This window comes from Stenotrophomonas sp. CASM114 (assembly GCF_049384325.1).
Classification (GTDB): Bacteria; Pseudomonadota; Gammaproteobacteria; order Xanthomonadales; family Xanthomonadaceae; genus Stenotrophomonas; species Stenotrophomonas muris.
Genome location: NZ_JBMRGJ010000022.1, coordinates 41,102 through 66,869, shown reverse-complemented (window position 1 = coordinate 66,869; position 25,768 = coordinate 41,102). Strand labels below are relative to the sequence as shown.

At 67.4% G+C, this 25,768-nt stretch carries 23 protein-coding genes; 17 read left to right on the top strand and 6 right to left on the bottom strand.

The features are described from left to right. Window positions 1–221 precede the first annotated feature (221 nt). Entirely contained in the window at window positions 222–542 is a 321-nt protein-coding gene (locus tag VG566_RS17270; RefSeq protein ID WP_423172675.1) for a hypothetical protein, read from the bottom strand. Window positions 543–587: 45 nt separating this feature from the next. Between VG566_RS17270 and mltB the strand changes: the two genes are divergently transcribed. The 3 genes from mltB (at window position 588) to VG566_RS17255 (ending at window position 4,319) form a co-directional block, all read left to right on the top strand. Continuing rightward, window positions 588–1,733, top strand: a complete 1,146-nt coding sequence (mltB, locus tag VG566_RS17265; RefSeq protein ID WP_032957863.1) for a lytic murein transglycosylase B — start codon at window positions 588–590, stop codon at window positions 1,731–1,733. Continuing rightward, complete coding sequence (locus VG566_RS17260) at window positions 1,730–2,998, top strand: septal ring lytic transglycosylase RlpA family protein (RefSeq protein ID WP_014648444.1); 1,269 nt, start codon at window positions 1,730–1,732, stop codon at window positions 2,996–2,998. The genes mltB and VG566_RS17260 overlap by 4 nt, the downstream gene beginning before the upstream one ends. 100 nt (window positions 2,999–3,098) lie before the next feature. Continuing rightward, window positions 3,099–4,319 (top strand): D-alanyl-D-alanine carboxypeptidase family protein, encoded by a 1,221-nt coding sequence (locus VG566_RS17255; RefSeq protein WP_014648443.1) that lies wholly within the window; start codon window positions 3,099–3,101, stop codon window positions 4,317–4,319. A gap of 343 nt (window positions 4,320–4,662) precedes the next feature. Here VG566_RS17255 and VG566_RS17250 read toward each other — a convergent pair whose 3' ends face one another. Next, the gene (locus VG566_RS17250) at window positions 4,663–5,721 is read right to left on the bottom strand and encodes a lipid A deacylase LpxR family protein (protein WP_080281880.1); all 1,059 of its coding nucleotides are present in this window, start codon (window positions 5,719–5,721) and stop codon (window positions 4,663–4,665) included. 352 nt (window positions 5,722–6,073) lie between these two features. Between VG566_RS17250 and VG566_RS17245 the strand changes: the two genes are divergently transcribed. The 7 genes from VG566_RS17245 (at window position 6,074) to gnd (ending at window position 13,487) form a co-directional block, all read left to right on the top strand. Beyond that, window positions 6,074–6,352 carry a YbeD family protein gene (locus VG566_RS17245; RefSeq protein ID WP_005411067.1) on the top strand — a complete coding sequence of 93 codons (279 nt, stop codon included), beginning with the start codon at window positions 6,074–6,076 and terminating at the stop codon, window positions 6,350–6,352. Beyond that, entirely contained in the window at window positions 6,340–7,050 is a 711-nt protein-coding gene (gene lipB / locus VG566_RS17240) for a lipoyl(octanoyl) transferase LipB (RefSeq protein ID WP_014648440.1), read from the top strand. The genes VG566_RS17245 and lipB overlap by 13 nt, the downstream gene beginning before the upstream one ends. 18 nt (window positions 7,051–7,068) lie before the next feature. Then, window positions 7,069–8,079: a lipoyl synthase gene (gene lipA / locus VG566_RS17235; RefSeq protein ID WP_014648439.1), complete on the top strand. Its 1,011-nt coding sequence runs from the start codon at window positions 7,069–7,071 to the stop codon at window positions 8,077–8,079. 247 nt (window positions 8,080–8,326) lie between these two features. Next, window positions 8,327–10,504: a carboxy terminal-processing peptidase gene (locus VG566_RS17230; protein WP_014648438.1), complete on the top strand. Its 2,178-nt coding sequence runs from the start codon at window positions 8,327–8,329 to the stop codon at window positions 10,502–10,504. A 214-nt stretch (window positions 10,505–10,718) separates the two neighbouring features. Continuing rightward, window positions 10,719–11,315 carry a DUF2242 domain-containing protein gene (locus VG566_RS17225; protein WP_032960208.1) on the top strand — a complete coding sequence of 199 codons (597 nt, stop codon included), beginning with the start codon at window positions 10,719–10,721 and terminating at the stop codon, window positions 11,313–11,315. A 2-nt stretch (window positions 11,316–11,317) separates the two neighbouring features. Continuing rightward, the gene (locus VG566_RS17220) at window positions 11,318–12,571 is read left to right on the top strand and encodes a hypothetical protein (protein ID WP_241884192.1); all 1,254 of its coding nucleotides are present in this window, start codon (window positions 11,318–11,320) and stop codon (window positions 12,569–12,571) included. Between the two features lie 10 nt (window positions 12,572–12,581). Then, complete coding sequence (gnd, locus tag VG566_RS17215) at window positions 12,582–13,487, top strand: phosphogluconate dehydrogenase (NAD(+)-dependent, decarboxylating) (protein WP_014648435.1); 906 nt, start codon at window positions 12,582–12,584, stop codon at window positions 13,485–13,487. Between the two features lie 336 nt (window positions 13,488–13,823). Here gnd and VG566_RS17210 read toward each other — a convergent pair whose 3' ends face one another. Continuing rightward, window positions 13,824–14,867 carry an oxidoreductase gene (locus VG566_RS17210; protein ID WP_241884193.1) on the bottom strand — a complete coding sequence of 348 codons (1,044 nt, stop codon included), beginning with the start codon at window positions 14,865–14,867 and terminating at the stop codon, window positions 13,824–13,826. A 170-nt stretch (window positions 14,868–15,037) separates the two neighbouring features. On the opposite strand from VG566_RS17210, the gene VG566_RS17205 reads away from it, so the two are divergent. From VG566_RS17205 to VG566_RS17190, 4 genes are all read left to right on the top strand, one after another. After that, window positions 15,038–15,421, top strand: a complete 384-nt coding sequence (locus VG566_RS17205; RefSeq protein WP_014648433.1) for a BON domain-containing protein — start codon at window positions 15,038–15,040, stop codon at window positions 15,419–15,421. A gap of 192 nt (window positions 15,422–15,613) precedes the next feature. Beyond that, window positions 15,614–17,431 (top strand): sensor histidine kinase, encoded by a 1,818-nt coding sequence (locus VG566_RS17200; RefSeq protein ID WP_046432554.1) that lies wholly within the window; start codon window positions 15,614–15,616, stop codon window positions 17,429–17,431. Further along, window positions 17,428–17,868 (top strand): response regulator, encoded by a 441-nt coding sequence (locus VG566_RS17195; protein WP_005411057.1) that lies wholly within the window; start codon window positions 17,428–17,430, stop codon window positions 17,866–17,868. The genes VG566_RS17200 and VG566_RS17195 overlap by 4 nt, the downstream gene beginning before the upstream one ends. A gap of 4 nt (window positions 17,869–17,872) precedes the next feature. After that, a complete protein-coding gene (locus VG566_RS17190; protein ID WP_046432552.1) occupies window positions 17,873–19,384 on the top strand; it encodes an ATP-binding response regulator in 1,512 nt (503 codons plus the stop codon). A gap of 75 nt (window positions 19,385–19,459) precedes the next feature. Here VG566_RS17190 and VG566_RS17185 read toward each other — a convergent pair whose 3' ends face one another. After that, on the bottom strand, window positions 19,460–20,203 hold the full coding sequence (locus tag VG566_RS17185; protein ID WP_241884194.1) for a 20S proteasome subunit A/B: 744 nt from the start codon (window positions 20,201–20,203) through the stop codon (window positions 19,460–19,462). A gap of 89 nt (window positions 20,204–20,292) precedes the next feature. Between VG566_RS17185 and folK the strand changes: the two genes are divergently transcribed. Continuing rightward, a complete protein-coding gene (gene folK / locus VG566_RS17180; RefSeq protein WP_014648428.1) occupies window positions 20,293–20,778 on the top strand; it encodes a 2-amino-4-hydroxy-6-hydroxymethyldihydropteridine diphosphokinase in 486 nt (161 codons plus the stop codon). 65 nt (window positions 20,779–20,843) lie between these two features. Here folK and VG566_RS17175 read toward each other — a convergent pair whose 3' ends face one another. Continuing rightward, window positions 20,844–21,581, bottom strand: coding sequence for a pteridine reductase (locus VG566_RS17175; protein WP_014648427.1), 738 nt, complete (start codon window positions 21,579–21,581; stop codon window positions 20,844–20,846). Window positions 21,582–21,640: 59 nt separating this feature from the next. Here VG566_RS17175 and VG566_RS17170 point away from each other — a divergent pair, with 59 nt between their 5' ends. Together VG566_RS17170 and VG566_RS17165 are read left to right on the top strand one after the other, a co-directional pair. Then, window positions 21,641–22,825: an SAM-dependent methyltransferase gene (locus tag VG566_RS17170; RefSeq protein WP_241884195.1), complete on the top strand. Its 1,185-nt coding sequence runs from the start codon at window positions 21,641–21,643 to the stop codon at window positions 22,823–22,825. Then, window positions 22,822–23,214, top strand: coding sequence for a membrane protein (locus tag VG566_RS17165; protein ID WP_032960224.1), 393 nt, complete (start codon window positions 22,822–22,824; stop codon window positions 23,212–23,214). The genes VG566_RS17170 and VG566_RS17165 overlap by 4 nt, the downstream gene beginning before the upstream one ends. A gap of 117 nt (window positions 23,215–23,331) precedes the next feature. Here VG566_RS17165 and VG566_RS17160 read toward each other — a convergent pair whose 3' ends face one another. Then, window positions 23,332–25,689 carry a family 20 glycosylhydrolase gene (locus VG566_RS17160; protein ID WP_241884196.1) on the bottom strand — a complete coding sequence of 786 codons (2,358 nt, stop codon included), beginning with the start codon at window positions 25,687–25,689 and terminating at the stop codon, window positions 23,332–23,334. Window positions 25,690–25,768: the final 79 nt, after the last annotated feature.

Sequence of the window (25,768 nt, the reverse complement as noted above, 5' to 3'; positions counted from 1 at the left end):
GCCAAGCCTCCAGGGACGGATTCACGGCGTCCCCCGCGTACCCAACCCGACCGGCCCACCCGCGGCTTCTGCTTTCCGCGACCACCCAGACACCACCCACGAGGGGCTGCGCCGTTGGCTGGAAACTTCCTGACTGCGCAACGCCCGTTGTGTAAGCGTTCTCACACCGATGCACGACAGCACGCCCGCTGACGAAAGTCCGCAAAAAAACGTTAGCTGGTTCACACTTTTACACCGCGTTGATCTTGATCAATGGACTTGTCGTAATCGGCCTGCACAATGGCGGCCCGTTCGGCACGGCGCGCCGTCAATCGTTGCAGCGCGAGGGGGCGTCGGGCGGGAAGCAGTACTGATCCAACGGGTACAGGGAGCGCGGGGTACTGCCACTGGGGAGCGGCAGCCGCGCAGGTACCGACCGGATCCGGTCGCCGGTTGCGTCTGCGGGGATGGGGACGCAACCGGCAACCTCTATCTGAATGGGGAAGGGCGATCACGATGCCTTCACATTTCACGCTGGTCGCAGGCAAATCGTTGTGATTCATGGTGTTAGGGGTTTTAATTCATCCATGACCTGCTAACCTGCGACGATGATTCGACGCACTCTGGCCTGCATGCTCACCCTCGGCCTGGTCGCCTGCGCGACCCAGCCGAAGTCCCCACCGTCTTCGCCCCAGGCCAGCAGTACGCCGCGCCAGCCCGCCGCCAAGGCCCATGGCCCGGCCGAGGCCGCGCCTGAAGCCACCGCCGCCACCGCGGCGCCTGTCGATCTCACCCCGGTGCCGTTCGAGGTCGCACGGGCCCGCTTCATTGCCGATACCGCCAAGCGCTATGGCCTGAAGCCGGAGCAGATCAGCAGCGTGCTCGACCAGGCGCAGGTGCGCCAGCCGATCATCGCCGCGATGTCGCGCCCGGCCGAACGGGTCAAGCCGTGGAATGAGTACCGGCCGATGTTCATCAGCAAGGCGCGCATCGATGGCGGCCGCGCGTTCCTGGCCGAACACCGCGCCGAACTGGATCGCGTGCAGCAGCGCACCGGCGTGCCGGCCGAAGTGATCGTCGCGATCATCGGCGTGGAAACCAGCTACGGCAGGAATGCCGGCAGCCATCGCGTGCTCGATGCGCTGTACACGCTGGCGTTCTATTACCCGCGCAGCGGCGACCCGGCCAAGCTGGAACGCGAAGTGCGCCGCGAGCTGTTCTTCCGCGATGAGCTGGCCAAGCTGTTCGAGTTGGGCCACGAAGAGAAACTGGATATCACCACGCTCAAGGGCAGTTATGCCGGTGCGATGGGCATGGGCCAGTTCATGCCGTCCAGCTATCTCGACTACGCCGTGGACGGAAACGGTGATGGCCGCCGCGACCTGTTCACCAGCTACGACGACGTGTTCTCGTCCATCGCCAACTACTTCGTGAAGAAGGGCGGCTGGGTGCGTGGCGGGCAGGTGGCCGTGCCGGCCACGCTGGCGCCGGGCCGCGAGGAGTTCAATCCGACCGAATGGATGCCGACCTGGACGATGGCCGACCTGGCGCAGCGCGGCTACCAGCCGGGCGCGCCGGTGCAGCCGGGCGCCACCGCCACGCCGATCACGCTTGAAGGCAGCACCGGCAAGCAGTACTGGCTGGGCTTCCAGAACTACTACGCGATCACCCGCTACAACCTCTCGAAGATGTACGCGATGGCCGTGTTCCAGTTGTCCCAGGCCATCGCCGGACAGGAGCTGCCCCCGGCATGAACATCAGATGGCTGGTCCCAGGCTTGATCGTCCTCGCGCTGGCTGCCTGCAGCAGCGCGCCGAAGAAGCCGGCCACGGCCGGCCATGGTGGCAAGTCCGGCGGCACGCTGGTGCAGGGGCGTGGCTCGCGCCCGGCACACTGCCCGGAAGGGTCACCGTACGCGGCGGCCAAGGAAGACCTGAGCACCCGCGGCAACTACACTGCCGGTGGCCTGTACAAGCCGGGCGTGCGTGACAGCACGCCGGATTACATTCCCAACGTGGCCTGCATTCCCGAGCCGGAAGTGACCGCCGAGGAGCGCTCGGCGATCGGCAACAAGTCGCCGTACGTGGTGCTGGGCAAGTCGTACAAGGTGCTCGACGATACCCACGACTATGTCGAGCGCGGTACCGCGTCGTACTACGGCGCCAAGTTCCATGGCCGCCTGACCTCCAACCGCGAGGTCTACGACATGTACCAGTTCACCGCCGCGCACAAGACGCTGCCGCTGCCCAGCTTCGCCCGCGTGACCAACCTAGACAATGGCGAGTCGGTGATCGTGCGCGTCAACGACCGCGGCCCGTTCCACGATGGTCGCGTGGTCGATCTCAGTTATGCCGCCGCCGTGCGCCTGGGCATCACCCAGCGCGGTACCGGCAACGTGGAAGTGCGCGCGCTGCAGCCGGGCGAGAGCAACCTGCTGGCGCAGAAGCCGTCCCGCCGCGAGCGTCGTGCCGCCGAAGCGGCAGCTGCGGTGGCCAGTGCACGCCCGGCAGCGACCGCGCGCGCCACTGCCGACAGCGATATCGATCGCCTGGTCAAGCGCCTGCCGGCCGATGGCATGCCGGCACGCGGCCAGCCGGCCACCACCCAGGGCGTGGCCAGCACCGTGCCGGAGGTGGCGGTCAGCAGCCTGCCGCCGAGTGCACCGCTGCGCAGCACCGCACCGGCGCCGGTTGCAGTCGCCAGCGCCGCGCCGCGCGCCGTCGCGCCGGCACCCGTGCGCACCGTCGCCGCCACGCCGGCGGCACCCAGCCTGTCGCAGCAGGTGGTGGGCGCGGTGATGGTGCAGGTCGCCAGCTTCTCCAGTCGCGACAACGCCAACCGTGCGATGGGCCAGCTCAACGCTGCCGGCATCGTCGGCGCGACCATCAGCGACATCGCCGCCGGTGGCCGCACCCTGTTCCGTCTGCGCGTTCCTGCCACCGACCATGCCAGTGCCGCGGAACTTGCCGGCCGCATCGCCGGTCTGGGCCTGGGTTCGCCGCAGATCGTCAAGGATTGATCCGCCCGGGCCGGTGCTGCCGGCCCAGGCTCCCCCGGCCTTACAATGGCCGTTACGTTCCACCCTCCATTCCCGGCCGTCCCCTGGAGCCTGCTGTCCAATGAATTTCCGTTCCGCCGCCACCGCCCTGGCCGCCACCCTGGTGGTGGGCCTGGCTTCCGCCCAGACGCCGCTGCCGACCCCGGCCACGCCGGCGCCTGCCGCCGCCGCTGCCGCCCCGGCCACCGTCGCGACCCCGCCGGCCCCGGCCCCGAGCGTGTCCAAGGCCTGGGTCCTGATGGACTACGCCACCGGCCAGGTGCTGGCCGGCGAGAACATCCACGAGCAGCTGGCCCCGGCCAGCATCACCAAGGTGATGACGTCGTACGTGGTTGCCGCCGAGGTCAAGAACGGCAAGGTCCGTGCAGATGACCAGGTGATGATGAGCGAGCGCGCCTGGCGCGAAGGTGGCGCCGGTACCGACGGCAGCTACAGCGGCTTCCCGGTCAACCAGACCGCACGCCTGGAAGACATGGAAAAGGGCATGGCGATCCAGTCCGGCAATGACGCCGCGATCGCCCTGGCCGAGCATGTGGCCGGCAGCGAAGAAGCTTTTGCGTCGCTGATGAACAGCTACGCCGCCAAGATCGGCATGAAGGACTCGCACTTCGTCAACGCCCACGGCCTGACCGCACAGGGCCACCACAGCACCGCCTACGACCTGGCGCTGCTGGGCCGCGCGATGGTGCGTGATTACCCGGAAACCTACGCGTATAACAAGATCAAGGAATTCCAGGTCGGCAACATCAAGCAGCCGAACCGCAACCTGCTGCTGTGGCGCGATGGCAGCGTGGATGGCATCAAGACCGGCCACACGTCCGAAGCCGGCTACTGCCTGATGAGCTCGGCCCAGCGTGGCGACCAGCGCCTGATCGCCGTAGTGCTGGGTGGTGCGTCGGAGAAGCAGCGTGCCGACGACAGCCTGGCCCTGCTGAACTGGGGCTTCCGCTTCTTCGAGACCCATCGCCTGTACGAGCCGGGCAAGGCCGTGGCCGAGCACAAGGTCTGGAAGGGCACCACCGACAAGGTACAGCTGGGCGTGGCCCAGCCGATGCTGGTGAGCGTGCCGCGCGGCCGCTACAACGACCTGAAGCCGAGCATCGACGTGCCCAAGACCCTGGAAGCACCGTTCACTGCCGGCCAGCAGATCGGCACCGTGAAGGTCACGCTGGATGGCAAGGTCATCGCCGAGGCACCGCTGGTGGCCGTGGCCGCCGTCGAGCAGGCCGGCTTCTTCAAGCGCCTGTGGGACAGCTTCTGGATGTGGTGGGAATCGGAATGATCCACGCCTTGGCGTGGTGAACGAAAAGGCCGGCAAATGCCGGCCTTTTCTGTTTCGGGATGCCGCTTCCCCCCGCACGCGGGAGGTAGAGCCGGCCGCTGGCCGGCTCCCCAGCGACCCATCCAGGACGGGGGGTAGAGCCGGCCGCTGGCCGGCTCCGAATGAGCCCATCCGGATGTGGGTAGAGCCGGCCGCTGGCCGGCTCCCCATGAACCCATCCGGATGTGCCAACAGCCGGCCAGCGGCCGGCACGACCTGCAGTGCCTCACTTGCAGCGAGCGATGCAGTAACCGGTGTGCCGACCAACGGTCAGAACCTACCCGCTTCACCCTCAGCCCCTCGCCTACAGCGAGCGGCTGATGGTGAAGCTGCCGAACACCGGCGATTGGCGCTGGCCGTTGAACTCCCGCGTGCTGTGGTAACGCGCAGCGGCGAACTTCCAGCGTCCGTACATCACGGCCACGCCATAGCCGCCGTAGGCCACCACATGGCGCTTGTCCACGCTGTGACTGTTGCGGAACGTGTTGCCATCCAGCGTGATGTCGCGGATCACCCAGGCCGCGTCCGAGGTCGCGAACAGGTGCCAGGACCAGCCATTGGGACGGCCGCTGCGGGTCGGTGCCGTGTTCTCACCGGCCGGGCGCAACGGCGTGCTGCCGAAGTCGTCCGGCAGCTTCCAGCCGAAGCGCACTTCACCGCCGAGGTTGGCCTTGGTTTCCAGGTTGCCGATCGAGCCGCCGTAGTGGCTGATCGCGTCCCAACCCCAGCCGTCGGCATTGATGCTGGCATCACCCGGCCAGCGGCGCATGCGCTCATGGGTCAGCATGAACAGCGGCTCGTTGTGCAGCTGGTTGTCCCAGCCCTTGAATTTCTCGTCGCCCAGCACTTCGTGCACGGCATTCTGCACCTGCTTGCCCTGTGCCCACGGGCCAACTACGCCCAACGTCAGCTGGGTGGTCTGCAGGCGGTCGCCGCTGCGCGCATTGAAACCGAAGTTTGCGATCAGTACGCCCGCGTAAGGGCGGTCGTCCTCGATCAGGTCCCTGCGGCTGAAATCGGTCGGGGTGAAGATGCCCTGGCCGATGCTGAAGATCATGTTCTGCTGTTCGAATCTGCCCGGATGCAGGCCTTCCAGGTACTGGTTCACCCAGCGCGCCATGCGTGGAAGGCACGGGTCGTCGGTGTAATCGACCAGATTGGGCGAGACCAGGGTCAACAGCGCACCGTTGGTATAGCCCTGGTCCTGGTGGCGGCCGCCGAACAGGTCGTTGTCGACGCGGAAATTGACCTGCGGCGGGTGATCGCGCATCGCGTCCGGGCCACATTGTTCGGCCGCCTGAGCGGCAAAGGGGAGGGCAGAGGCCAGCAGGCCGGCCAGCCCGAGGGCTGCGACACTACGCATGGATGGAATGCTCATGGGGAAAGGGGTGGTTTTCTGTCGTTTTCTGCAACGCTACGGTACTCGTGCCCGCGCGCCGGAACGAGCACGTTGGGATCACTTGTCTGTTCCGAAAACAACATTGTCCGGCGGACACAATTCGTTACCCGAGCACGCGCCGCAGGCCTGGCGTGAAGGCGACTGCAGGCCGCGCGCACGATGCCCCGGTCGGTGAGGGGCCGAAAGAACCAGTCAGCTGCCGTTGGGCTCTCCGCCCGCGCTTTTGGGCCACCTGCAACGCAGCAGGCCGCCAGTGCTGTCTTTGACGTTGATGAATACTCTTGGGTTTGTTGCCCTGCGGCCCGATAATGGGGCCATGGAAATCAAGTCCGACAACCCCGACCACGGCTTCCAGTTCCCCGGCCAGTTCGAGCTCAGCGCCATGGGCCCGGCCAACCGCGGCCTGGAGCATGAGCTTCCCCGTCTGCTGCTGGCTGCCGGCATCGATGTGGTGAACGAACGCATCAGCTGGAAGCATTCGTCCAACGGCAAGTACGTGTCCGTGCGCATCGTGTTCAAGGCCGAGAGCCGCGAGCAGTACGACCTGGCGCACCAGGCGCTGCGCGACCACCCGGAAGTGAAGTGGACGCTGTAGCCGACAGCTGCCCGGCCGAAGCCGCCCCGGAAGACCGCGCGCCGCGTCCGGCGGTGGTCCGCGACCTCGGCCGCCAGGCGTACGAGCCGGTGTGGCGCGCCATGCAGCGCTTCACCGACCAGCGCAGCGACGCCGACGCCGACGAACTGTGGGTAGTTGAGCACGATCCGGTGTTCACCCTGGGCCAGGCCGGCAAGGATGAGCACGTGCTGGCGCCGGGTGATATCCCCGTGCTGCACGTGGACCGTGGCGGCCAGGTGACCTATCACGGGCCCGGCCAGATCGTGGTCTACCCGCTGTTGCGCCTGCCGCGGCTGGGCATCGGTGTGCGCGACTACGTGTGCCGCATCGAGCAGGCCCTCATCGATACCCTGGCCGAGTGGAACATCGGCGCCGAACGCCGCGAGGGCGCCCCGGGCGTCTACGTCGGTGGCGCCAAGATCGCTGCGCTTGGCATCCGCGTGCGCCGCGGCTGCACCTTCCATGGCCTGGCCTTCAACGTGGCCATGGACCTGGAACCCTTCCACCGCATCAACCCCTGTGGCTATCAGGGGTTGCAGGTGACCTCGGTGGTAGACTTGGGCGGCCCCTCCGGGCTGGATGCCGTCAAGCCGGTGCTGCTGGACCACCTGGCCCGCCAGTTCGGCCTGCTGCTGCAGCACACGCCGGAACTGCCCGATCTTTCTGCGGCCGCCTGACCGCCCCCCGGAACTGCCATGACTGAAACCACCGCCCGTTCCATTCCCCTGCAGATCGTGCAGGGCGACTCTCCGTCCGCCGCGCCGTTGCAGGCCGGGGTCAAGCAGCTGGGCGGTGACAAGATCAACCGTTCGCCGGTGCAGTTCGCCGATGCGCCGGTGCTGCGCAAGCCGTCCTGGATCCGCGTGCGCATTCCCTCGGGCAACGCCGTGCAGAACCTGAAGGCCAAGCTGCGCGAGAACCGCCTGGTGACGGTGTGCGAGGAAGCCAGCTGCCCGAACATCCACGAATGCTTCGGCCATGGCACCGCCACCTTCATGATCCTCGGCGAGGTCTGCACCCGCCGCTGCTCGTTCTGCGACGTGGCCCATGGCCGCCCGAAGCCGCCGGATGCCAACGAACCGGCCAGCCTCGGCCAGACCGTGGCCGACATGGGCCTGAAGTACGTGGTGGTGACCAGCGTCGACCGCGATGACCTGCGTGACGGCGGTGCCCAGCACTTCGTCGACTGCATCACCGCCATCCGCGAAAAGTCGCCGGGTACCCGCATCGAAGTGCTGACCCCGGACTTCCGTGGCAAGGGCCGCATGGAGCGCGCGCTGGAGATCCTGGCGCAGAACCCGCCGGATGTGTTCAACCACAACATCGAGACCGTGCCGGACCTGTACCGCAACGTGCGCCCGGGTGCGGACTACCAGTGGTCGCTGAACCTGCTGAAGAACTTCAAGGCACAGCACCCGGACGTGCCGACCAAGAGCGGCATCATGCTGGGCCTGGGCGAAGACTTCGAACAGATCAAGGCCACCATGCGCGACCTGCGCGCGCACGATGTGGACATGATCACCATCGGCCAGTACCTGCAGCCGACCGCGCATCACCACCCGGTACTGAAGTACTGGACCCCCGAGGACTACAAGGCGCTGGAAGACTACGGCTACGCGCTGGGCTTCAGCCACGTGGCGTCCGGCCCGATGGTGCGCTCGTCGTACCACGCTGACGTGCAGGCCAAGGGCGCCGGCGTCTCCTGAGGTGGGTGCGGACCGTTGGTCCGCATACCTCTGCCTGCCGTAGAGCCGAGCCCATGCTCGGCTGCCTGCTGCCGGCCAGCCGAGCATGGGCTCGGCTCTGCATGCATTCACAATTTGCTACACCGGCCCGGCTAGGCTGGTTTTCCACCGAGCGCGGCCGGATGACAAACCCGGCAACTTTCGGCACTGTCGTGGTGTCTGAACACCCTGCAGTCTCCCCCTTGGCAAGGCGCCTTCGAGCACGTCAATGAAATTCAAAGCCCCCGCATTCCTGATGGCCCTGGCGCTGGTCGCGCCGCTGGCGCTGGCGGCCAAGGCCGACTCGCCCGCATTGCCCGCGGCGGCCACCGCCGATCAGGTGACCACCTCCAAGCTGGTGTACGGCCTGCTGTCCGACAGCCGCTACGCCTACCGCCCGCGCGCGCTGGACGAGGCCACCTCCAAGGACGTGTTCAAGCGCTACCTGGAGACCCTGGACGGCGGCAAGCAGTACTTCACCCAGGCCGACGTGGCGCGCTTCGCGCCGTTCGAAGCCAACATCTCTTCGGCCATCCGTGGCGGCGAGCTGGAGCCGGCGTTCCAGGTGTTCGCGGTCTACAAGCAGCGCGTCGGCGAGCGCGTGGCCTATGCGCGCAAGCTGCTCAAGCAGGAGCCGGACTTCACCACCGACGAGCGCTTCGAATACGACCGCAAGAAGGTTCCGTGGGCGGCCAGCAGTGCCGAACTGGATGAGCTGTGGCGCAAGTCGGTGAAGAACGACTGGCTGCGCCTGAAGCTGGCCGGCAAGAAGCCGGACGACATCCGCAAGACGCTGGACAAGCGCTACGCGACGCTGGAGAAGTCGGTCAACGAGCTGAAGGGCGAAGACGTCTTCCAGTTCTTCATGAACGCCTACACCAGCGCTGTCGATCCGCACACCGACTACTTCACCCCGCGCACCGCCGAGAACTTCAACCAGGCGATGTCGCTGTCGCTGGAAGGCATCGGTGCGCAGCTGCAGCGGCAGGACGACATGGTGGTGATCCGCGAGATCATCGCCGGTGGTCCGGCCGCAGTGGACGGCACCCTGAAGCCGGGGGACCGCATCGTTGGCGTTGGCCAGGGCAAGTCCGGCCTGGTCGAGGATGTGATCGGCTGGCGCATCGACGACGTCGTGGCCAAGATCCGCGGTGCCAAGGATACCCAGGTCAAGCTGGAATTCATCCCGGCCGCCGAGGGCGTGGACGGCAAGCACCACACGCTGGTCCTGACCCGCCAGAAGGTGCGCCTGGCCGAACAGGCCGCCAAGGGCGAGACCATGAGCATCCCGGCCGCCAACGGCGAACCGGCGCGCAGGATCGGCGTGATCAAGCTGCCGACCTTCTACCAGGACTTCGAAGGCCGTCGCCGCAACGCCGCTGACTACGCCTCGGCCACCCGCGACGTCGCCAAGCTGCTGGCCGGCTTCAAGAACGACAAGCTGGATGGCGTGGTGCTGGACCTGCGCAACAACGGGGGGGGCTCGCTGGATGAAGCGATCGAACTGACCGGCCTGTTCATTGAACAGGGGCCGGTGGTGCAGGTGCGCGAGTCCGGTGGCCGCGTTACCGTCAACAGCGACCGCAACCAGGGCGTGGCGTGGGACGGCCCGCTGGCGGTGCTGATCAACCGCGGTTCGGCCTCGGCCTCGGAGATCTTCGCCGGTGCCATCCAGGACTACGGCCGTGGCCTGGTGATCGGTGAAACCAGCTTCGGCAAGGGCACCGTGCAGAACATCGTCGACCTCGATCGCTGGCCGAGCGGCGAAACCCAGCGCTTCGGCCAGGTCAAGCTGACCATCGCCCAGTTCTTCCGCATCAGCGGCAGCAGCACCCAGCACAAGGGTGTGGTGCCGGACCTGGCCTTCCCGGCCAGCGTCGATGCCACCGAATTCGGCGAAAGCACCTACGACAACGCCCTGCCGTGGACCCGCATCGCCGCCGTGCCGCACACCCAGTACGGCAACTTCGCGCCGCTGCTGCCGAAGCTGGAGACCCGCCACGACGCGCGCATCGCCACTGACAAGGAATTCCAGTGGTGGAACGAGGACGTGGAGCAGTTCCGCACCGAGGCCGCGAAGAAGTACATCTCGCTCAACGAGGCGACCCGTCGTGCCGAGCGCGAGCGGCAGGACGCCCAGCGCAAGGAGCGCCAGGTGCAGCGCAAGGAACTGGGCCTGGCCCTGGACCCGCTGGCCGACGACAGCAGCGACGATGGCCTGACCGGCAACGAGCGCGACATCGTCAAGGATGCCGCCCGTGAGAAGGCCGCTGAAAAGCGTCCGGACCCGCTGCTGCGCGAGTCGGCCTCGATCCTCGCTGACGCGGTCAATCTGCTGGCCAATGACCGCCCGCTGTCGGCCCAGGTGCTGCCGCAGTCCACCGGCGCGGGGCGCTGGGCGGACTGAGCCGGCCACGGCATGTGACACCTCAGGGGCCGGCATTGCCGGCCCCTCGGCGTAAAAGGGGACGGAGGGAATTAAGTCGTTTGTGGCACAAACGACTTAATTCCCTCCGTCCCCTTTTTCGTGCATGAACCGGGAGCAACGTGGGAGGGTATGTCGACCCGCCGCACACGGGGGTGGGACTACCCTTGGTGCTTCCGTTCTCGCAGGAGTACCCATGCGGGCCTCCCGTCTTTCCAGCGCCGCCGTGGCGCTCACCAGCGCCCTGATCCTCTCGGCCTGCGGTGGCCGTGCCGCCGACAGCACCGTGTTGCGCGAGTCCTTCGATTCCGGCGATACCTTCTCGCGCACGGTCGATGGGCGCCCGGGCGAAGCCTGCGAAGCGGCGCGCCGCACGCTGCTCAGCCAGGGCTATGCCATCGCCCGTTCCGACGATGCACAGGTGGAAGGCAACAAGAACTTCCAGCCGCGCGAGGATGACCACGAGCAGCTGGTGCTGCGCATCTCCTGCGCCCCGCGTGGCGGCCAGACGCTGGTGTTCGTCAGCGCAGTGCAGGATCGCTACGCGCTGAAGAAGAGCCCGACCTCGGCCAGTGTCGGTGTGGGAGCGCTGGGTTCGGTATCGCTGCCCTTCGGCAGCAACGACGACTCGCTGGTGAAGGTGGCCAGCAGCACGGTCACCGATGCCGAGTTCTATCGTCGCTTCTTCCAGCGCCTGCAGCAGTACCTGCCGGCCGCGGCGGGCAAGCCGTCGCCATCGCCGGCAGCGGCACCGGAGCCCGCACCCGCACCGGCGGTCACGGACCAGGGCTGAGCGTGCGCGGCAGGTGGCTGATTGCAGCCCTGCTGCTGGCGCCCGCGTGGGTCGTCGCAGCGCCATCCCCGGACTGTACGCAGGGCCTGCTGCAGCGGTTGGGGTGGCGCTTCGAGGATGCCGAACTGCGTGCACCGCAGGTACACAAGGGCCCGGTGTGTACGCGTTCCTCGCTCGCCGCGGCACAGGCAGCGGGTGACCTGCGCGTACGCTGGCCGGCGGATCTGCCTGCAGGCGAACGACAGGCACTGCTGCAGCAGCTGCTGGAAGACCCTGCTACGGTCTGCGCCTATGCCTTCGAGCTGGGGGCGGCCACGCGGCGCGCGACCTCGGCATTGCAGGGCAATGCCACGTTCCGCTTCTCCGGCCCGCAACTGGGCTGGATCGGCTTTGGTCTGCGCGGCGCGCCCGCACAGGGCTGGCAGCGTACGCGCAGTTTCGGCCGTGGCTTCGTGCCCAGTGCGGGCAACAGCCATGCGCTGCAGGCGTTCTACAGCGGTGCCGTGCGCGCCGAGTGCGGTGTCGGCCGCCAGGTCGCGCAGCTGGCCACCCAGCGCGAGCTGTATGGCGATGCTGCGTTCGATACAGAGTTCGCAGCGGATGAACTGTCGATCGGCACCTTCCTCGCGCTGCGCGCCACCGACAGCATCCTGCTTGGCGCGCACGCGGGCGAGTTCTTCGCCGATGGCAAGGCGGTGCGCACCTCGGCGATGGGGCGGCAGGCGTTCGTGGGTGTGCCCGGCTTCATCGAACATGTGTACGACAACGGTACGCTGGATGACCTGAGCAACCAGGCCGAGAACTTCGTGGTCGTCACTGTGGGCGAGGGCGCTGCGCAGGCCCTGGCGCAGCACGGCGGCCTGGCCTGGTACGACCAGCGCAATGCCGAACTCTGGAAACTGGCGCAGGACATCCCGCGCATCGGCCAGCGCTACTTCGAGCGCCTGCTGTTCGAGCGCGATCCGCAGTTGCGCGCACGGCTGGCGCCGCGCTACCACGACACGCTCGCGCGCATGGACCAGCTGCTGGACGATCCGTTCTACCAGCAGTTCGTGATCTATGTGCATCCACGCGGTATACGTCCCATCGGCTACCACGTCGCCCGCCTGCTCGATCGCAACCCGCGAACCCCGTTTTCGATCGACCTGGCGGTGCACAATCTGCATACCACGCTCTACCGGCGTTGGCGCGAGGCGCAGCTGCGCCACTGCGCGGCTACCGGCAGGCCAGGCAGCCTGACCCTAGACCCCAACTGAAGGTGAAACAATGGATATTGCAATGATCGGCCTCGGCCGCATGGGCGCCAACATGGCCCAGCGCCTGCATCGCGGCGGCCACCGCGTGGTCGGCTACGACCCGGGCGAAGGCGCCCGCCAGCGCGCCGCCGAGGCCGGCCTGGAGGTGGTTGATTCGCTGGCCGCCGCCGTGGCCGCGCTGCCGGTGCCGCGCGTGGTGTGGCTGATGGTACCGGCCGGTGAAACCGTCGATCAGACGCTGGGCCAGCTGACCCCGCACCTGGCCGAGGGTGACATCGTCATCGACGGCGGCAACTCCAACTACCAGGACTCGATCCGCCGCGCCAAGGCGCTGGCCGAGGATGATCTGGGCTACGTCGACTGCGGCACCAGCGGTGGCGTGTGGGGCCTGCAGGAAGGCTACAGCCTGATGGTCGGTGGCGAAGCGTCGGTGGTGGAGCAGATCGCACCGTTGCTGCGCACGCTGGCCCCGGCCGAAGATCGTGGCTGGGGGCGCGTCGGCCCGTCCGGTGCCGGCCACTTCACCAAGATGGTCCACAACGGCATCGAGTACGGGATGATGCAGGCCTATGCCGAAGGCTTCGCGTTGATGGAGCGCAAGCAGGAGATGGAGCTGGACCTGGCGCAGGTGGCCGAGGTGTGGCGCCACGGCAGCGTGGTGCGTTCGTGGCTGCTGGACCTGAGCACCGAAGCCCTCAAGCGCAATCCTTCGCTGGATGGCATTGCCCCGTACGTGGAGGATTCCGGCGAAGGCCGCTGGACCGTGGCCGAAGCCATCGCGCTGGATGTGCCAGCACCGGTGATCACGCTGTCGCTGCTGGAACGCCTGCGCTCGCGCGAATCGAATTCGTTCACCGACCGCCTGCTGTCGGCGATGCGCAATGAATTCGGCGGCCACGCCATCAAGAAGTCGTAAGCACTGCGGTGGCGTCAGAGCCCTTCGGCGTTGCCGAAGGGATCCGGCCCCAGGCAGATCGGGGTCGGATCCCTTTCCGCGGGAACGGGCTCTGACCCCATGCAGCCAATCGAGCATGGCTCGACTCTACAAAAGCCTTCTTCGGTCATTGCCACGTCATCCACGCATGGCGTGGATGTGTCGACCAAGGTCGACACCTACCGTCGGGCGCGGATAACTGTCGAAGGCGGGGGGGGGCGCCATCTCACGGGTAGCCGTTTTTTGCAGTTGCTGTTGAGGTTGCCGGCCAGCGGCCGGCACTACCGCTTGTGCGGGTGCAGGGCGAAGCCCTGCCGATCACCCCAACGCGATCCGCCGCCCTTCGCGCGCGCTGTCCATGCCGGCCTGCAGCAACCGCATCAGCTGCAGCGCCTGCACCGGGCTGACCGTGGCTTCGCCCTCGCCGTGCATCGCCGCCGCGAACTGCGCATACAACCGGCGATAGTCGCCGGGCAGGTTGTCGACGGTGCTGCGTTGCACGTTGTCTTCGGTATCGCAGCGCACCAGCTCGCCATGCCGCGGATCGATGCCCCAGCCTGGTGCGCCCGGCGCGACGCCGCGGCGCAGCTGCGCCTCCTGCACGTCCAGCCCGTGCTTGATCCAGCTGGCGGCGCTGCCATGCACACTGAAGTGCGGCGTCTGCGCTGCCACCAGGGAACCGGCGTGGACGATCGCCCGATGCCGTGGGTAGTGCAGTATCGCGTGGAAGTAATCGATGCCGCCGCCACCTTCGCGCTGCACGGCCAGGTCGGCATCGATTGCCTCGGGCCAGCCGAACAGCACCAGCATCTGGTCCAGCAGGTGCGGACCGAGGTCGTACCACAGGCCACTGCCGGGCCCGCCCTGTTCGCGCCAGCGGTCGCGCACCTGCGGACGGTAACGGTCGAAGTGCGCGTGGCACTCGGCCACGTCGCCCAGGCTGCCTTCGGCCAGCAGCGACTGCAGGGTGAGGAAGTCGGCATCGAAACGCCGGTTCTGGAACACGGTGGCGATGCGCCCGGCATCGCGTGCCGCAGCCAGCACCGTTTCCGCTTCGGCCACATCCAGCGCGAACGGCTTGTCGACCAGCACATGCTTGCCTGCCGCCAGCGCCGCGATGGCCAGTGGCGCGTGCTGTTCGTTCGGCGTGGCGATCACTACGGCATCCACGGCCGGATCATCGAATACCTGCTGCGGCGTGGCACGCACGTGCACATCGCTGAACGTCCGCAGCAGGGTGTCGCGTTGTGAACTGACGATGCTGTGCAGCGCCAGCCCGGGGGTGTGCTGGATCAGCGGTGCATGGAAGACGCGGCCGGCGAGGCCGTAGCCGATCAGGGCCAGTTGCAGGTCGGGGCGCATGGCAGGGCTCCGGCAGTGGGAAGGGCAGGGTAAACGACGGGTGCTGGCAGTCCAAAACTGAACGGTTGCCATTGGAAACGTTTCGATTCACGGCGGCATGACCGCAACGCCACGCCTGCTCTACGGTGGGTTGTCCAGACTGGCTGCACATTCCGAAGGAGTACGACACGATGAGCAATACCACCCGCACGCTGATTGCTTCCGCCCTGACCCTGGGCCTGGCGCTGTCCTCCTCGGCCGCATTCGCCAAGGACCCGGCCGCGAAGAGCCCGCCGACCAGCACCCATCCGACGACCCATGCTGATCGTCACGACTCCAATGAGCCGGTGACCGATACCTGGATCACCACCAAGGTGAAGGCCGATCTGCTGGCCAGCAGCAACGTTCCGGGCACCGAGATCAAGGTGGAAACCGTGAACGGCGTGGTCAGCCTGAGCGGTGCCGTCGCTACGCAGGCGGAGAAGGACAAGGCGGTCAACACCGCCAAGGGCATCAAGGGCGTGACCCGCGTCGATGCCGCCGCGCTTAAGGTCAGCGCCGCTGCCAAGCGCTGAGCATCCACCGACCGTTGAACAGGGTGGGCGCCCCGAAGGGGGCGCCCACTCGCGTATGGGGCCGGCTGCGGGGGCCCGTTCAGCCTGCCGCGCTTTGGACTCCAGAGTTGTGATTGCCTGCGCTATATTGCCGGTTCCGCCGCAGCCGGGCTCGTCCCGGGTCCCGCTCCGCGGCCGTGCTGACGAGGAACTATGGCGCTGGTTTTCAGTGACGACATCTGGGACCGCTGGCGGTTGCCGGCCCTGGCGCTGGCGGCTGCCGCGATCATCGTGGTGCCGTGGTTGACCCTGCGCAAACTGCAGCAGGACAGCGAAGAGGCGATGGCCTGGGTCAACCACACCCAGTCCGTTGGTGTGGCGCTGCAACAGCTGCAGGCCGATGTGCGCGACGTCGAATCCGCCGCCCTGACCCTGTCCAAGGGCGTGGATGCGCCCGGCCTGCGCGAGCGGATGGCCAAGGCCAACGAGATCCCCGGGCGCCTGGCCGAACTGGGCCGGATGACGCGTGACAATCCCGATCAGCTGATCCGCATTGGTCGGATCGAATCGATGCTCGAAGGCCGCATGGCGCTTGCCCGCGAGCTGGCCCGGTCCGAACCGAACTCCGACCAGCGTGAGCTGGTGCAGGACCTGAGCACGCGTTATCCGATCCGTGGCCTGGTGGAGGAGCTGCAGGCCAGCGAGCAGAATCTGCTGGCACTGCGCGCCCAGCAGGCCGCGCGCCAGCGCAAGCAGACCGAACTGGTGTCGTGGAGTTCGCTGGCGATCCAGCTGGCCCTGCTCGGCCTGGTGCTGTGGCTGCTGCAGCGGCAGATCGGCCGCCGCCTGCATGCGGAACGGCAATCGCTGCGCTCGGCCGCACGCGCGGCGTCGGTGCTGCAGACCGTGCGCGAACCGATCGTGCTGCTCGACCGCGACCTGCGCGTGCAGCTGCACAACCCGGCGTTCGCCGAACTGTATGACCTGCAGGACGAGCGCGCCGATGGCCTGCTGCTGGAAAACATCGGCGACGGCGCCTGGCGGGATCCGGTGGTGCGCCAGCGCCTGGCCGATGTGCTGTCGCGTGGCCGCGAACTCTGGGACTTCGAGCATGAGCAGCGTACCGCCGATGGCATGGTGCGCTACATGCTGCTCAACGCACGGCGCATGCCGCTGCCCGACACCGATGACGAAGTGGTGCTGCTGACCATCAGCGACGTCACCATGCAGCGCGCAGTGCAGCTGCGCGTGGAAGAGCTGAACCGCCAGCTGGAGGGCAAGGTCGCGCAGGTGTCCGAGGTCAACCGCGAGCTGGAAGCCTTCAGCTACTCGGTTTCGCATGACCTGCGTGCGCCGCTTCGCCACGTGGCCGGATTCTCCGACAAGCTGTCGCGCCACCTCGGCGACGCCGCCGATGACAAGAGCAGGCATTACCTGGAGGTGATCTCCAGTTCGGCCCGGCGCATGGCGGCGCTGATCGACGACCTGCTGGTCTATTCGCGGCTGGGCCGCGCGGCGATGCGCCAGCAGGCGGTGGACATGCAGTCGCTGGTGGCCGATACCCGCGCCATGCTCGATGCCAACCTGCAGGCCGAGGCCGAGAACAGCGGCCATGCGCACCACGTGGAGTGGAGCATCGCGCCGCTGCCGATCGTGGTGGGCGACGAGAACATGATCCGCCAGGTCTGGCTGAACCTGCTCGGCAACGCGGTGAAGTACTCGGGCAACCGCGAGCCGGCGAAGATCCGCGTGGACTACCAGCCGCAGCCCGATGGCGGCCATCAGTTCACGGTCAGCGACAATGGTGCAGGCTTTGACATGGCCTACGCCGGCAAGCTGTTTGGTGTATTCCAGCGCCTGCACAAGGCCAGCGACTACCCGGGTACCGGCATCGGCCTGGCCAGCGTGCGCCGCGTGCTGACCCGCCATGGCGGCCGTATCTGGGCCGAGGCCGAACCGGACGTCGGCGCCACCTTCCACTTCTACCTGCCTCCCGCGATCGACGCGGACAAACAAGGGCCTTCTGCATGACCACTCTGCGCACCATTCTTCTCGCCGAAGACAGCCCGGCGGATGCCGAAATGGCGATCGATGCCCTGGAAGAGGCGCGTCTGGCCAATCCCATCGTGCACGTCGAAGACGGCGTGGAAGTGATGGACTACCTGCTGCGCCGCGGCGCCTTCGCCAATCGCGAGGAAGGCCTGCCGGCGGTGCTGCTGCTGGACATCAAGATGCCGCGCATGGATGGCCTGGAAGTGCTTCGGCAGATCCGCGAGCATGAAGAACTCAAGCGCCTGCCGGTGGTGATCCTGTCGTCCTCGCGCGAGGAAAGCGATCTGGCCCGCAGCTGGGACATGGGCGTGAACGCCTACGTGGTCAAGCCGGTGGACGTGGACCAGTTCTTCGGCGCGGTGCAGACCCTGGGCAAGTTCTGGGCGTTGATCAACCAGGCACCGGAACTCGAGTGAGCCCATGCCCCTGACCGGTCCCGCCCTGGGGGCGCTGCGCATCCTGCTGGTGGAAGACTCACCAGAGGATGCCGAGCTGATGTCCGAACAGATGCTCGACGCGGGCCTGGACGCCCGCTTCGAGCGTGTCGAGAGCGAGGCGGAACTGCGCCAGGCACTGGCTGCGTTCCAGCCGGACATCGTGCTGTCCGACCTGAGCATGCCGGGGTTCTCCGGTGATGACGCGCTGCGCATCGTGCGCGAGACCTCGCCGGACGTGCCCTTCATCTTCGTCTCCGGCACGATGGGTGAGGAGAACGCGGTGGCGGCGCTGCAGAAGGGCGCCAATGACTACATCATCAAGCATCTGCCGGCGCGCCTGCCGTCGGCGGTGGCGCGTGCGATCCGCGATGCACGCAGCGCGGTGGAGCGTGCACGGGTGGAAACCGAGCTGATGCGCGCGCAGCGCCTGGAAAGCCTGTCGCTGCTTGCTGCCGGCCTCAGCCATGACCTGCGCAACATCCTGCAGCCATTGCTGATCATGCCGGACCTGCTGAAGGCGCGCACCGAGGATCCGCAGCTGCACCACCTGGCCGATGTCATCGCTGAGTGCGGTCGCCGTGGCCATGAGATGGCCGAATCGATGCTGTCGTTCGTGCGCGGTTCGCGCAAGCCGAGCGAGCGCATCGAGATCGATGGCCTGTTCGATGCGGTTGCACTGCTGTTGCGCAGCAACGTGCCCGACGCCGTGCGCCTGGAACTGCAGGTGCAGGACGAAGGCCTGGTGGTCGATGCCAACTACACCGAGCTGCAGCAGGTGATGTTGAACCTGGCGCTCAACGCGATCCAGGCGATGCCCAACGGCGGTCGCCTGAGCCTGACCGCCAGCCATGCCGGCCAGCGCGATGGCGTGGACTGGATGCGGATCTGCGTGGCCGATGAAGGCATCGGCATGGATGCAGACACGCTGTCGCACCTGTTCAATCCGTTCTTCACCACCAAGGCCGACGGCACCGGCCTGGGCCTGATTTCCTGCAAGCGCATCGTCGAAGGTGCCGGCGGCAGCATCCATGTCAGCAGCCAGCCGGGGCAGGGCACCTGCTTCGAACTGCACTTGCCGATGCACGAAGCCAGCGACGGTAGTGAGCCGATCGAGCAGCTGGTGGCCCTGGGCAGTGGCCAGTCGATCCTGGTGGTCGATGGCGAGGCTACGCGCCTGTCGTTGCTCGGCAATGCGCTGTCAAGCCAGGGATATCAGCTGCAGCTGGCCTCCGATGGCCCGGCGGCGCTGCGCTGGATGCAGCAGGAGGCAATGCCGGCGCTGGTGATTGCCGACGCCGGCTCGAAGTTGTTGCCGGCCAGCCAGCTGCTGGGCGAGATGGCCACGCTGGGCTATCGCGGCCCGGCGCTGGTGCTGGAAGACGCAGCAGTGGAGGTGGCGGCCGATGCATTTCCCGCTGGCGTGCAGGTGCACGTGCTGCGCAAGCCGCTGCAGATGCAGCAGGTGTTCCGCGCGGTGTCCGAAGCGCTGGGCTGATGTCGCGGTAGTGCCGGCCGCTGGCCGGCATCCCTGTGTGGTGGGATCAACGCGGTTGCCGGCCAGCGGCCGGCACTACCGTCCGTCGGTTTCCCAGGGGAAGCGCGGCAGGGCGTCCACTGCCTGTTCCAGCCGCCGCGACCAGTTCTGGTGGATGTCTGCATACAGCGTGGAACCCGCACCCAGCCGCAGCTGCTGGCCGATGCGCAGTTCGCCGTCGCGCAGCAGCGCCAGGTCGATCGGCAGGCCCACCGACAGGTTGGAACGGATGGTGGAGTCCAACGAGACGATCGCCGTGCGTGCGGCATCCACCAGACGCGTGGCCGGGCTGAGGATGCGGTCGAGGATCGGCTTGCCGTACTTGGATTCACCGATCTGCAGGTAGGGCGTCTCCGGCGAGGCGGCGATGGCGTTGCCGAGCGGATAGATCATGTACAGCCCGGGGCGCTCGCCGGCGATCTGCCCGCCGAAGATCAGCGTGGCCTGGGTATTGACCCCATCGTGGCCATGTTCGCTGTGGTTGGTGTGCACCTGGCTGTCCACCAGCAGCTGGCCGACGTACTCGGCGGCTTCGAACAGGTGGGGCATGTCGCGCAGGTTGGGCACGCGCCGCTCTGCGGCATCGCGCCCCAGGCGCGACACCAGCAGCTGGGTGGTGGCCAGGTTGCCAGCCGCCATCAGCACGTAGGCTGCCTGGCCGGGATACTCGAACACGTGCAGCTTGCGGTGCACGCGCACATCGTCCAGCGAGGCATTGGTCCGGGTGTCGGCAGCGAAGACCAGGCCCTCGTCCACCTCGATTCCAACGCAATAGGTCATGTCGGTGCCCTATCATGTGCATCCCGGATTGTAGGCAGGCCGCCGTGACGACGGCATGTCCACGCCCCCATTGCTGCCACCTGAACCGCATGACGACCGTGCTCCTGAGCCTGGGCAGCAATGTCCAGCCCCGCCGCTACCTCCACGCCGCGGTGGCGGCCCTGCGCGAGCGCTTCGGCGCGCTGCAGGTATCGCCGGCCTACCGTACCGCCGCGGTCGGCTTCGATGGCCCGGCCTTCCTCAACAATGCGGTGGCGATCGAGACCGATCTGCCGCTGCAGGAGCTGGACGACTGGCTGCACGCGCTGGAAGACGCGCACGGTCGCGACCGCAGCGGGCCGCGCTTCTCCGACCGGACCCTGGACATCGACGTGGTGTTCTATGGCGACCTGGTGCTGGAAGGCCCGGGGCACCTGCGCATCCCGCGGCCGGAGCTGAAGCACGCGTTCGTGCTGAAGCCGCTGGCCGACATCGCGCCGGGCTTCATCGACCCGGTCAGCGGCCAGGACCTGGCCACGCTGTGGCGCGCGCACCCGCAGTTTGGCGAGGCGTTCGAGGTGGTGGATCTGGAGTGACGGGGTCAGATCCCTTTTCCCGCCGGGAAAAGGGATCTGACCCCGTTGTGGACCCCGGCAACCTTTCAGCTGACCGTACGCCCGCCATCCACGCGCAGGGTGTGGCCGGTGACGAAGCTGGCCTCGGCCACCAGCCAGTACACCGCCTCGGCGATCTCCTCGACGGTGCCGATCCGCGCCAAAGGCGTGCGTGCCAGCAGCGCCTCGCGGGCGAAATCATCCTTGCCCTGTTCCGGCCACAGGATCGCACCCGGCGCTACTGCATTGACCCGCACCTTCGGCGCCAGCTCCAGCGCCAGCGCGCGCGTTGCCATCTCCAGCGCGGCCTTGGCCATGGTGTAGGCGATGTGGTCACGCATCGGGTCGGTGCCGTGCAGGTCGGTGAGGTTGACGATGCAGCCCTGCTGGCGGCGCAGGTAGGGCGCTGCCGCCTGTGACAGCAGCAGCGGCGCGCGTGCATTGACCGCATACAGCGCGTCCATCGCCTCGGCGGTGACCTGGCCGAGCGGGGTGGGGAAGAAGTTGGAGGCGTTGTTGACCAGCGCGTCCAGGCGGCCGAAGTGGGTGACGGCCTGTTCGACCAGATCGGCCAGGGCGTCGGCGTCACGCAGGTCGGCCTGCAGGGCCAGCACGCTACCCGGGCGCACGTTGTCGAAATCGAACGCAGCCTGCTGCAGCTCGGCGCTGGAGGTATTGGCATGCAGCACCACCGACCAGCCACAGGCGTGGAACTGGCGGGCGATGGCCGCACCGATCCGGCGCGCGCTGCCGGTGATCAGGACCACGGGGTGGGTATCGCTCATCGAGGGTCCTCCAAGGCTCGGCTATCCTGTGCACCATTGTCACCGCATTCGAAGACGCCATGCAGCCCACCTTCCCCCTGCCCGAAGCCGATGCCCTGGCCCACAGCGACCAGCTGGCCGCTGCCCTGCGCGCCGAAATCCTTGCGCAGGGCGGGGCAATGCCGTTCTCCCGCTTCATGGAGCTGTGCCTGTACACCCCCGGCTGGGGCTATTACAGCGCCGGCGCCAGCAAATTCGGCGGCAGTGGCGACTTCACCACCGCGCCCGAGCTCGGCAGCCTGTTCGCCGGGAGCGTGGCCAACGCGCTGGCGCCGGTGTTCGCCCAGCTGGGTACGCAGGCGCGGATGCTGGAACTGGGCGGTGGTACCGGCGCCTTCGCCGAAGCGGTGCTGCTGCGCCTGGCCGAGCTGGACGCGCTGCCGTCGCGCTACGCCATCCTCGAACCCAGCGCCGACCTGCGCGAGCGCCAGCAACAGCGCCTGCAGCAGAACCTGCCGGCCGAGCTGGCCGCACGCGTGGACTGGGTCGATCGCCCGTTCGAAGAGGACTGGGAGGGCGTGGTGTTTGCCAACGAAGTGATCGACGCGCTGCCGACGCCGCGCTTCCTGATCCGGGATGGCGAGGTCTACGAGGAAACCGTGGAACTGGACGCCGAAGGCAACTTCATCCGTGGTGCGCAGCCGGCCGACATCCTGCTCAACGGTGCGGTGCGCCACATCGAGCGCTACCTGGAGCGCCCCTTCGCCGAGGGCTACCGTTCCGAGGTGCTGCCGCAGCTGCCGTACTGGTTGCAGGCGGTGGCGGGCGGCCTGCAGCGCGGCGCGATGCTGTTCATCGACTACGGTTACAACCGTGGCGAGTTCTACCAGCACGACCGCGATGAGGGCACCTTACGCGCGTTCTACCGCCACCACGTGCACAACGACGTGCACCGCTGGCCGGGCCTGCAGGACATCACCGCGTCGGTGGATTTCACCGCGATGGCCGAGGCCGGCATGCACGGCGGTTTCGAGCTGGCGGGCTACTGCAGCCAGGCCAGCTTCCTGCTCGGCAACGGCCTGGACCAGGTGCTGTCGCTGGCCGAGGAGCGCACCGATGAAGTCGGTCGTATCCAGCTGCGCGACCAGGTGAAGAAGCTGACCCTGCCGACCGAGATGGGGGAGCGCTTCCAGGCGATCGGCCTTCAGCGCGGCGTCGACTTCGAGCCCGCCTTCGAGCTGGGTGACCTGAGCTGGCGCCTGTGAGCGATGCGCTGCCGCTGATCAAGCCGCTGCGGCGGCCGCGGCTGTGGACCGCGCTGTGGTTCAGCGCGGTGCTGCTGGTGATCGTGGTCTGCCTGATCCCACCGCCACCGATTCCGTTGCCGGAAAACGGCGACAAGGGTGAGCACTTCCTCGCCTATTTCATCCTGGCTGGCAGCGCGGTACAGCTGTTCCGGCGCGGACGTCCGCTGCTGTGGGTGGGCGTGGGCCTGGTGCTGATGGGGATCGGCATCGAGTTCGCGCAGGGCGCATTGACCGATGACCGCATGGCCGATCCGATGGACGCGCTGGCCAACACGATCGGCGTGCTGGCCGGCCTGGCTACGGCACTGACCCCGCTGCGCGATCTGCTGCTGCGCTGGCGCGGGTAAAGTTCCTGTAGAGCCGAGCCCATGCTCGGCTTCCTCCCAAAGGCAGCCGAGCATGGGCTCGGCTCTACAGTAGATCCACGCCATGCGTGGATCGATTGCGCCAGGACAGGCTTGGGGTCACTTCCCCAGCGTGAGCTCATCCAGCACCCACATCGCCGGGCGCGTGTCGCCGGTGAAGTTGATGCACAGGTCACCGGTGCCCTGGGAGCCCTTCGGCAGCGTCGCACGCAGCGTCACGAAGCCATCGGCATCCGGCGTGGCCGGCAGCGGCACTTCGGCCAGCACCTTGCCGCTGCAGTCGCCGCGACGCACCAGCATCTCGCCATGCGCACGCTTGGCCTTCTCGAAGCGACGCTTGGGCTCGTCGTGGGCCAGCTGGAAGTAGTACGGAATACGCCCCGCGCGGACTTCCACGCTGCCGATGCCGTCCAGCTGTGCCTGTGGCCAGCGCCAGCATGGCTGGAAGATGTCCACGTTGAACACTGCGCGGTTTCCCTCGCGCGGGCCATCGTCTTCCAGGCGCAGCACCAGCCCCTTCTTGCCTACGCAGCTGAGCAGTTCGTCACTGCGGCGGCTGAGCAGCGATTGCGCACTGAAGTCCGCGACCGTCGGCTTCGCCGCCAGCATCTGGCCCTGGTAGAACGCGGCGGCCTGCACCGTGGTCGGCAGCGTACTGGTCAGCGGCTGCTGGTACAGCGGCGACTGCGCCGTCACCGGCTGGCCATCGGTGCTGTAGCGCACCTCATAGCCCAGCGGGTTGGCCAGCGACACGGTCACCGTGTTGGCGGCGCGGTTGTCGGTGTAGTCCACGCCCACTTCGAACGGGGTCTGCGCGTAGGCCAGGCCCCAGGCGCGGTAGCGTTGCAGCTGCGCGGGCAGGCGCGCGAGGAAATCGCGGAAGTCGCGATGCTCCGGCGTGCTCCAGCCGGTCTCGGCCACCGCGGCCAGGCGCGGGAACAGGTTGTGCTGCAGGCGCGCATAGGTGCGCGTGTGTTCGGTGAACATGTTGGCCTGCAGGCCGAGGATGTGCCCGCGCTTGTCAGCGGCCAGCTCGGCCGGCACGGGCTCGAAGTTGTACAGCTTGCCGAGGTTGACCTGGGCCGGGCGGCCCGGCGGTTCGTTCGGCGAGGCCGTCTGCAGGTAATCCAGATAGAGGTAGCCCACCGGCGACATGACCACGTCATGGCCAGCACTGGCCGCGGCCAGGCCACCTTCGGTGCCCTGCCAGGACATCACCGTGGCCTGCGGCGGCAGCCCGCCTTCAAGGATTTCATCCCAGCCGATCAGGCGCCGGTCGTGCTCCTCCAGGAAGGTCTCCAGGCGCTTGATGATGTGGCTCTGCATGGCCATTTCATCCTTGATGCCCAGCGCACGCATGCGCTGCTGGACCTGCCTGGAGGCTTCCCACTGGTCCTTGACCGCCTCGTCGCCGCCGACGTGCACGTACTTGGCCGGGAACAGTTCGATCACTTCCTCCAGTACGTTCTCGAGGAAGGTGACAGTACTGTCTTCCACGTTGAACAGGTTCGGGAACACGCCCCATTCGCTGATCGGCTTCAGCGGGGTATTGATCGAACCCACTTCCGGGTATGCGGCAATCGCTGCGGTCGCGTGCCCCGGCACATCGATTTCCGGAATCACCTGGATATGCAGCTTCGCGGCATAGGCAATCACTTCGCGGATCTGGTCCTGCGTGTAGAAGCCGCAATACGGATGCTCCTTGCCAGTGACCGGATCGATGCCACCGTCGCCGGCCGGCAGGCGGCAGCTGCCCACTCCGGTCAGCTTCGGATAGCGCTTGATCTCCATGCGCCAACCCTGGTCATCGGTCAGGTGCCAATGGAAGGTGTTGAGCTTGTGCGCGGCCATTGCGTCGAGCACGCGCTTGATCTCGTCCAGGCTCTGGAAATGCCGCGCCGAGTCGAGCATGAAACCGCGCCAGCTGAAGCGTGGCGCGTCCTGGATCTGCACCGCTGGCAGCACGCCGTTGCTGCCGCCGGTGGCGAGCTGGGCGAGGGTGGTTGCGCCGTAGAACAGGCCGGTTTCGTTGCCGGCCTGTACCACTACGCCCTGTGCGGTGCTTTCCAGCGTGTAGCCCTCGCCGCTGTCGCGGAAGGTGGGCACGATCTGGAAGCGGATGCCACCGGTCCTGGCCGCCGCCTTGCCCTTGGCCGGCCCCAGGCGCGGGCCGCCACTGCGCGCCAGCAGGTCGGCGAACTGGCTGGCGACGCGCTGTGCGGCCTCGCCTTCGGCCTGCAGCACGGTATCGGCGCGCACGGTGATGCCGCTGCCCTGGCCAGGCTGCACATTGCTGGGGGCGGGAATCAGCATCAGGCTGCCGGCACGCAGCTGCGGGCCGGGTGCCTCAGCGGCCGGCATGGGGTCGGCGGCAAGTGCCGGCAGTGCCGGCAACAGGGCGAGCAGGCTGCCCAGCAGCACTGCGCTGCGCATCCGGGCGCGGGAAGGCTTGACCATCGGTACGACTCCTTGGAACGGTGCGATGAACGCTATACATGAAAAACGCCGGGCCCGGAATGACCCAGGCCCGGCGTGC

Coding starts and splice junctions, on each gene's coding strand:
- VG566_RS17270 (WP_423172675.1), bottom strand. CDS start 542: ATGAATCACAACGATTTGCCTGCGACCAGCGTGAAATGTGAAGGCATC.
- mltB (WP_032957863.1), top strand. CDS start 588: ATGATTCGACGCACTCTGGCCTGCATGCTCACCCTCGGCCTGGTCGCC.
- VG566_RS17260 (WP_014648444.1), top strand. CDS start 1,730: ATGAACATCAGATGGCTGGTCCCAGGCTTGATCGTCCTCGCGCTGGCT.
- VG566_RS17255 (WP_014648443.1), top strand. CDS start 3,099: ATGAATTTCCGTTCCGCCGCCACCGCCCTGGCCGCCACCCTGGTGGTG.
- VG566_RS17250 (WP_080281880.1), bottom strand. CDS start 5,721: ATGCGTAGTGTCGCAGCCCTCGGGCTGGCCGGCCTGCTGGCCTCTGCC.
- VG566_RS17245 (WP_005411067.1), top strand. CDS start 6,074: ATGGAAATCAAGTCCGACAACCCCGACCACGGCTTCCAGTTCCCCGGC.
- lipA (WP_014648439.1), top strand. CDS start 7,069: ATGACTGAAACCACCGCCCGTTCCATTCCCCTGCAGATCGTGCAGGGC.
- VG566_RS17230 (WP_014648438.1), top strand. CDS start 8,327: ATGAAATTCAAAGCCCCCGCATTCCTGATGGCCCTGGCGCTGGTCGCG.
- VG566_RS17225 (WP_032960208.1), top strand. CDS start 10,719: ATGCGGGCCTCCCGTCTTTCCAGCGCCGCCGTGGCGCTCACCAGCGCC.
- gnd (WP_014648435.1), top strand. CDS start 12,582: ATGGATATTGCAATGATCGGCCTCGGCCGCATGGGCGCCAACATGGCC.
- VG566_RS17210 (WP_241884193.1), bottom strand. CDS start 14,867: ATGCGCCCCGACCTGCAACTGGCCCTGATCGGCTACGGCCTCGCCGGC.
- VG566_RS17205 (WP_014648433.1), top strand. CDS start 15,038: ATGAGCAATACCACCCGCACGCTGATTGCTTCCGCCCTGACCCTGGGC.
- VG566_RS17200 (WP_046432554.1), top strand. CDS start 15,614: ATGGCGCTGGTTTTCAGTGACGACATCTGGGACCGCTGGCGGTTGCCG.
- VG566_RS17195 (WP_005411057.1), top strand. CDS start 17,428: ATGACCACTCTGCGCACCATTCTTCTCGCCGAAGACAGCCCGGCGGAT.
- VG566_RS17190 (WP_046432552.1), top strand. CDS start 17,873: ATGCCCCTGACCGGTCCCGCCCTGGGGGCGCTGCGCATCCTGCTGGTG.
- VG566_RS17185 (WP_241884194.1), bottom strand. CDS start 20,203: ATGACCTATTGCGTTGGAATCGAGGTGGACGAGGGCCTGGTCTTCGCT.
- folK (WP_014648428.1), top strand. CDS start 20,293: ATGACGACCGTGCTCCTGAGCCTGGGCAGCAATGTCCAGCCCCGCCGC.
- VG566_RS17175 (WP_014648427.1), bottom strand. CDS start 21,581: ATGAGCGATACCCACCCCGTGGTCCTGATCACCGGCAGCGCGCGCCGG.
- VG566_RS17170 (WP_241884195.1), top strand. CDS start 21,641: ATGCAGCCCACCTTCCCCCTGCCCGAAGCCGATGCCCTGGCCCACAGC.
- VG566_RS17160 (WP_241884196.1), bottom strand. CDS start 25,689: ATGGTCAAGCCTTCCCGCGCCCGGATGCGCAGCGCAGTGCTGCTGGGC.